Here is a 6,065-nt window from a genome sequence, read left to right on the forward strand (position 1 = left end):
CGATGCCGAACGGCTTCTCGGCGAGCAGGGCCTTGCCCGCGCGGATCGTGTCGACGTAGAGCTGCTCGTGCAGGTCGTGGCGCACGGCGATATAGACGACGTCGATCTCGGGGTCGGCGAGCAGCTCGCGGTGATCCGTCGTCTTGAGGCGCACGGTGTCGATGCCGTCGAACCACTCCATCGCGGCCGGGTTGATGTCGCACACCGCGACGAGCCGCGGCTCGACGGGGTGGTCGACGAGGGCGGGCCACCGCCGCAGGGCCGCGGCGATCTCGCGGCCCATGAGTCCGCCGCCGATGATGCCGACGTTGACGATGCGGGCGCTCATGCGGCACCGCCGATGAGGGAGAGGGCCTGGTCGGTCGTGGCGTCGTCGTGCACGACGGCCATGAGCGCGGCGGTGATGCCCGCGGGGTCGTCATGCTGGATGACGTTGCGGCCGTAGACGATGCCCCGCGCGCCCTGCGCGAGCACGGCCCGGGTGCGATCGAGCAGCGTGCGATCGTCGACGCGCCCGCCGCCGCGGACGAGCACCGGGGTCGGCCCCGCCGCCTGGATGACCTTGTGGTAGTCGTCGATGTCGTCGGTCGGGTCGGCTTTGATGAGATCGGCGCCGAGTTCTCGCGCCTGGCGCACGAGGGTGACGATCTTGGCCGTGTCGCCGTCGACGGCGTATCCACCGGCGCCGGGTCGGGTCTGCATGACCAGCGGCTCGATCATGAGCGGCATGCCGTAGCGGGCGGCATCGGTGCGCAGCGCCAGGATCGAGCGGATGCACTGCTCGCGCACCTCGGGGTGCCCGGGCAGGTCGAGCAGGTTGACGCAGACGGCGACGGCGTCGAGCCGCACGGCGACCTCGATCGCGTCGGGCACGTGGATCGAGTGCAGCGGCGACTCGAGCGGGTCGCCGTAGACGTTCGCGATGTCGGTGCGCAGCACGAGACCCGGCTTCTGCTTGCCCGGCGTGGCCTGCAGCAGCGGGGCCTGGCCGAGCGTCAGCTGGATCGCGTCGGGACCGGCGGCGACGAGGGTGGCGACGGTCGCGGCCATGTCCTCGATGCCGGTGATGAACGAGTGCTCGTGGAAGGCGCCGTGGTCGACGGCGACGTCGAGGGCGCGTCCGGAGCGCGCGTTGAAGAGCCGATTGAGGCGATACGTCGACATCGAGTGATCTCCGTGAGGTGTCGGTTCGGGGGACGCATCGGTGCGTCCGGAGACAGTATGGGGACTTCGAGACAACGTTGTCAATTGGTCGCTGGGAGCGGGTCGACGACCTGCTACCGTGACGCTGCGCGCGCGGCGCCGATGCCGTGCCCTTGCGAGGAAGAGGATCCGAATGCCTCCGGAGCTGTACGGTCGGCCGCTCGATCAGGCCGTGGACCGGCTCGGTTCACTGACCCAGGCGGTCGCCGTCGAATCGTCGACGCGTACCGACGGGCCGGATGCCGGTGCCCGCCGCATACGTCTCGTGAACGGGCCGCTCGAGGTCGAGCTGCTGCCGGACCGCGGCCTCGATCTCGCCCAGGTGCGGGCCGACGGGGTGCCGCTCGCGTGGCTCTCGAGCACGGGGTTCCCGCCGCTGTCGTCGGGCGACGCCGACGGGCGCGGCTGGCTGCGCGGCTTCGGCGGCGGCCTGCTCACGACCTGCGGGCTGCTCAACGTCGGACCGGCGCAGTCGGGCGAGGAGCAGCATCCGATGCACGGCCGGTACTCGTCGCTGCGCGCGACGGTGACCCGGGCCGAGGCGACGCGCGACACCGTGGTCGTCGAGGGCATCGTGCGGGAGGCGACGGTGTTCGGCGACGATCTCGAGCTGCACCGCCGCATCGTGCTGCCGGTGGGCGAGCGGGTGATCCGCGTCGACGATCGGCTCGTGAACCGCGGCCGGCGGGAGGCGTTCCCGATGGTGCTCTACCACGTGAACCTCGGCTGGCCGTTGGTCGACGCCGGCACACGCATCGTCTCGCCGGCGGTGGAGATCGTGCCGCGGGATGCTGCGGCCCGGGCGGGCCTGGACAGCTGGGACGTGTTCCCTGAGCTGGCGGCCGAGTACCCCGAGCAGGTGTTCCGGCACGTGCTCGACGCGGTAGCCGAGCCGGGGTCGCGCACCGAGGTTCGCGTCGAGTCGGCGTCCGGGATCGGGGTGCGTGTCGGCTTCGATCCGGCCGTTCTGCCCGGGCTCTTCCAGTGGCGGGTGGCGGAGCCGGGCCAGGTGGTGCTGGGCATCGAACCCGCGACGGCGCCGACGATCCTGGGTCGTGCCGACGCCCTCGCCCGGGGGCTCGCGACGCCGCTCGCCTTGGGCGAGGAACGGCTCCTCGGCATCAGCATCGCGGTCGATCCCTCGGGCGGCTGACGCCGAGGGCGCTCGGGAGTCGTTTCGATAACAGGGCTTGACAACGTTGTCGATGCGGCCCCAAGATGATGTCCGCCGGGATCGCAAGGCCCGGAAAGTTCCGAATGACAACGATGTCGAGGTTGCGATGACGCACGATGAGCTGCAGACCGCCGGTGCGGTCGGTGAGGGCCCCGCGCCCCGCCCGCGGGCGCGCATCACCGATGTCGCGGAGCGCGCCGGGGTGAGCATCAAGACGGTCTCCCGCGTCGTGAACGACGAGAAGGGCGTGCTCCCGGAGACCCGCGAACGGGTGCTCGCGGTCGTGCGCGAACTCGGCTTCGTTCCCGATGTGCGGGCCCGTGCGCTCAAGCGCGGTGACACCGACACGATCGGCATCGTCATCGACGCGATCTCCGACCCGTTCGTCTCGGCGATCGTGAGCGTGATCGAGGAGCTCGCCCTCGCCCAGGGCCTGAGCGTGCTGTTCGCGAGCACCGGCTACGACGCCGCGCGCGAGCGGGAGCAGCTCGCCCGGCTCACCGGGCACCGCCTGCGCGGGCTGATCGTCGCCCCCGTCGCCGTGTCCTCCGAGGAGCTCGCCGCCCTGCACACCCGGGTGCCCGTCGTCTGCGTCGACCGCTCGCGGGACGGCATCGACTCGATCGTCGTCGACGACTTCGGCGCGACCTACCAGGCCACCCGCTCCTTCATCGACCACGGTCACCGACGTATCGGATTCATCGGCGAGGCCACCGCCTACCCGACCGTCGCCGCACGCTTCGCCGGATTCCGCGCGGCCCTCGACGAGGCGGGCATCCCGTTCGACCCGACGCTGGTCGCCGAGCACGAGCGCACGCGCGAGAGCGGCGCGACGGCGGCAAAGACCCTGTTGCAGCGCCCCGATGCGCCCACCGCGCTGTTCTGCGCGTCGAGCCCCGCCGCGATCGCGACGATCCGCGGCATCCGCTCGGGCGAGCTGTCGATGCCGGCCCTCATCTGCTTCGGCGACTTCGAGCTCGCCGGGGCCATGACCCCGGGCATCACGTGCGTCGACCAGGACCCGCTGCTCATCGGCGAGGCCACCTTCCGCCGGCTCATGCAGCTCGTCGACCACCCGGACGCCGCCCCCGAGCACATCGTCGTCCCCACCCGCCTCATCCACCGCGGATCCGGCGAGATGCCGCCGCGCGCCGCCGCGGACCCGTCCGCCGCCCCGCAGCACTCGACCGGAGCCGATCGATGATCCCCGTCCTCCTGCCCCCCAACCCGGTGCAGCACTTCTACCGCGGCGGTGACCGCATCGCCGCGTTGCGCGGCATCGTCCCCGAGACCGACCGGCAGCCGGAGGAGTGGCTCGCCTCCACCGTGTCCCGGTTCGGCGAGGAGCCGATCGGCCTCGCGATCACCGCGGACGGCCACGTGCTCCGCGACCTCGTCGCGGCGGACCCGCGTTCGTGGGTCGGACCCGAGCAGGGACGGGATGCCGCGGACGTCGGCATCCTCGTGAAGCTCCTCGACGCGCGTCAGCGCCTCCCCGTTCACGTGCACCCCGAGCGCGGCTTCGCCGCCAGGCACCTCGACTGCCCCTACGGCAAGACCGAAGCCTGGTACGTGCTCGACGCCGAACCCGACAGCGCGTTCTACGTCGGGTGGAGCGCACCGGTGGATCGAGACGAGCTCGATCGTCGCCGCGACGCGCAGGACAGCGAGTGGATGCTCTCGCACATGAACCGGGTCGTGGCGCGGGAGGGCATGGCCGTGCTCGTGCCGTCCGGCACCGTGCACGCGATCGACGGCGGCATCTTCGTCGCCGAGGTGCAGGAACCCACCGACTTCTCGATCCTGCTCGAGTGGTCGGTGACGACGGCCACGCGCGACGAGTCCCACCTCGATCTCGGCTTCGACGTCGTCATGCCCGCGGTCTCCACCGCGCAGCTCACCGAGGCCGAGCTCTCGGGGCTCATCAGCCTGGCGGGCGCGGAGCCCGCGGCATCCCGATTCCGGTCGCTGCTGCCGGCGGCCGCCGACCCGTACTTCCGTCTCTGGGATGCCGCGGCCCACGGCGACCGCACCGACGCGCGTGAGGCGGGCTTCGCGGTCGTGCTGGTCACCGCGGGCTCCGGAGCACTCGTCTCCGACACCGGCCGCGTCGCCCTGCAGCGCGGTGAGGTGTACGCCCTGCCGCACGCGTTCGGCGCCTGGCACGTCGAGGGCGACGTCACCGTCGTCGTCGGAGCGCCCGGAGCCGGGTGGCCGCGCACCCTCCACGAGGGCGGTGTGCGATGACCGCGTACGTCGCGGGGCTCGACATGGGCTCGACGAGCATCAAGCTGCTCGTCGCCACTCCCGACGGGCGCGAGGCCGCCGTCGTGAGCCGCCGTTCGCCGTGGACCAATCTTGAGGGCGGACGCGCCGAGATGCCCCTCGAGCTCGCCGTCGATGTGGTGCGCGAACTCGCCGCCGAAGCCGATGCGATGCTGCCCGCCGGGTACCGCATCCTGTCCCTCGGCATCTCGGGCATGGCCGAGGCCGGAGCTCTTCTCGATGCCGAGGACCGTCCCGCCGCGCCGATCATGGCCTGGTTCGACCCGCGCGGCGAGGCGCAGATTCTGTCCACGCCCGCCGCGTTCCGCGACGAGTTCCTCGGGCGCACCGGCTTGCCCGTCGGTCCCCTCGCGTCGATCTCGAAGCTGCTGCACCTGCGCGACGAGGGGGGGATCGACCTCGCCGGCACCACGTTCCTCAACGTGCCCGAGTCGATCGTGCGGGCCCTCGGCGGCCCCCGCGTCGCCGAGCACTCGCTCGTCTCGCGCACCGGCCTCATCGACCAGGACGACAGCACGCCGTGGCAGGCCGCCCTCGACGTGCTCGGCACCGACGACACGATCCTCGCCGAACGGGTCGACGCGGGCACGGCGCTCGGTCCGATCACGGACGATCGGATGCCGCAGGGCTTCCGCGGCGCGCTGCTGACGGTCGCCGGACACGATCACCTGGTGTCGGCCGTCGCCGCCGGCGCGACCGACAGCGGTCAGATCTACGACTCGATGGGCACAGCGGAGGCGCTCGTGCGCGTGCTCGACCACACCCTGCCGTTCGATGCGCGCGAGCGCCTCGCCCGGGCGGGCATCAACACGGTTCGCCACGTGCTCCCCGGCAAGTTCGTGCTGCTGGCCGGAACGAAGTCAGGCCTACTGATGCGCCGGGTGCTGCAGCTTCTCGGCATCGCCGACGAGCGGGGCCGCGCGCAGCTCGATGCGGCGGTCATGGCGATTCCCGTGGCGGGCACGCTCTCCCACGGCGGCCTGACCGTCGACGGCGCGCGCAACGACGACGGCGTGCTGAAGGTCGTGGCCGACAGCGACGGCCTCTCGCCCGCCGAGCTGTTCACCGCGGCGCTGCTGCACGGCAACGACATGTGCGCAGAGCTGATGACGGTCATGGATCGCGAGGTTCCCGCGCCCACCTCGACGCTGCTCACGGGTGGATGGTCACGGATGGAGAGCGTCGTCCGCGCGCGGGCCCTCGTGCTGCCGCCGCTCACCGTCTCGTCCCATGACGAGGGCACGGCCTACGGCGCGGCCCTCTTCGCGGCCTACGCGGCCGGCGACGACTCGATCGGTTTCGACGCCGCCGCGGCGGCATTCTTGGCGGGCCATGCCGGTCCCGCCTCACTTACGAAGGAGAGGAGTTGACCATGGCGGTTCCGGTGTTGGAGGCGCGGGGG

6 protein-coding genes are annotated in these 6,065 nt (G+C 72.0%); 4 read left to right on the forward strand and 2 right to left on the reverse strand.

What is annotated here, in order from left to right:
• Window positions 1–328, reverse strand: a 328-nt coding sequence (locus tag ASG00_RS18390) for a Gfo/Idh/MocA family protein (RefSeq protein WP_235559550.1), incomplete at its 3' end; no start/stop codon positions are given.
• Window positions 325–1,164: a class I fructose-bisphosphate aldolase gene (locus ASG00_RS11910; protein ID WP_056209848.1), complete on the reverse strand. Its 840-nt coding sequence runs from the start codon at window positions 1,162–1,164 to the stop codon at window positions 325–327. The genes ASG00_RS18390 and ASG00_RS11910, both read right to left, overlap by 4 nt.
• 172 nt (window positions 1,165–1,336) lie before the next feature.
• Between ASG00_RS11910 and ASG00_RS11915 the strand changes: the two genes are divergently transcribed.
• The 4 genes from ASG00_RS11915 to ASG00_RS11930 all read left to right on the forward strand — a co-directional run bounded on the left by ASG00_RS11915 (window position 1,337) and on the right by ASG00_RS11930 (window position 6,033).
• Window positions 1,337–2,356 carry an aldose 1-epimerase family protein gene (locus tag ASG00_RS11915; protein WP_056209850.1) on the forward strand — a complete coding sequence of 340 codons (1,020 nt, stop codon included), beginning with the start codon at window positions 1,337–1,339 and terminating at the stop codon, window positions 2,354–2,356.
• Between the two features lie 127 nt (window positions 2,357–2,483).
• Window positions 2,484–3,581: a LacI family DNA-binding transcriptional regulator gene (locus ASG00_RS11920; RefSeq protein ID WP_056209852.1), complete on the forward strand. Its 1,098-nt coding sequence runs from the start codon at window positions 2,484–2,486 to the stop codon at window positions 3,579–3,581.
• On the forward strand, window positions 3,578–4,624 hold the full coding sequence (locus tag ASG00_RS11925; RefSeq protein ID WP_056209854.1) for a class I mannose-6-phosphate isomerase: 1,047 nt from the start codon (window positions 3,578–3,580) through the stop codon (window positions 4,622–4,624). The genes ASG00_RS11920 and ASG00_RS11925 overlap by 4 nt, the downstream gene beginning before the upstream one ends.
• The gene (locus tag ASG00_RS11930) at window positions 4,621–6,033 is read left to right on the forward strand and encodes an FGGY-family carbohydrate kinase (protein ID WP_082483229.1); all 1,413 of its coding nucleotides are present in this window, start codon (window positions 4,621–4,623) and stop codon (window positions 6,031–6,033) included. Before ASG00_RS11925 ends, ASG00_RS11930 begins: the two co-directional genes overlap by 4 nt.
• Window positions 6,034–6,065: the final 32 nt, after the last annotated feature.

It is taken from the genome of Microbacterium sp. Leaf351 (assembly GCF_001423825.1).
In the GTDB taxonomy this organism is placed as follows: Bacteria; Actinomycetota; Actinomycetes; order Actinomycetales; family Microbacteriaceae; genus Microbacterium; species Microbacterium ginsengisoli.

What these genes read in the sequence shown, in the direction of transcription:
- ASG00_RS11910 (WP_056209848.1), bottom strand. Translation starts at nt 1,164, where the DNA reads ATGTCGACGTATCGCCTCAATCGGCTCTTCAACGCGCGCTCCGGACGC.
- ASG00_RS11915 (WP_056209850.1), top strand. Translation starts at nt 1,337, where the DNA reads ATGCCTCCGGAGCTGTACGGTCGGCCGCTCGATCAGGCCGTGGACCGG.
- ASG00_RS11920 (WP_056209852.1), top strand. Translation starts at nt 2,484, where the DNA reads ATGACGCACGATGAGCTGCAGACCGCCGGTGCGGTCGGTGAGGGCCCC.
- ASG00_RS11925 (WP_056209854.1), top strand. Translation starts at nt 3,578, where the DNA reads ATGATCCCCGTCCTCCTGCCCCCCAACCCGGTGCAGCACTTCTACCGC.
- ASG00_RS11930 (WP_082483229.1), top strand. Translation starts at nt 4,621, where the DNA reads ATGACCGCGTACGTCGCGGGGCTCGACATGGGCTCGACGAGCATCAAG.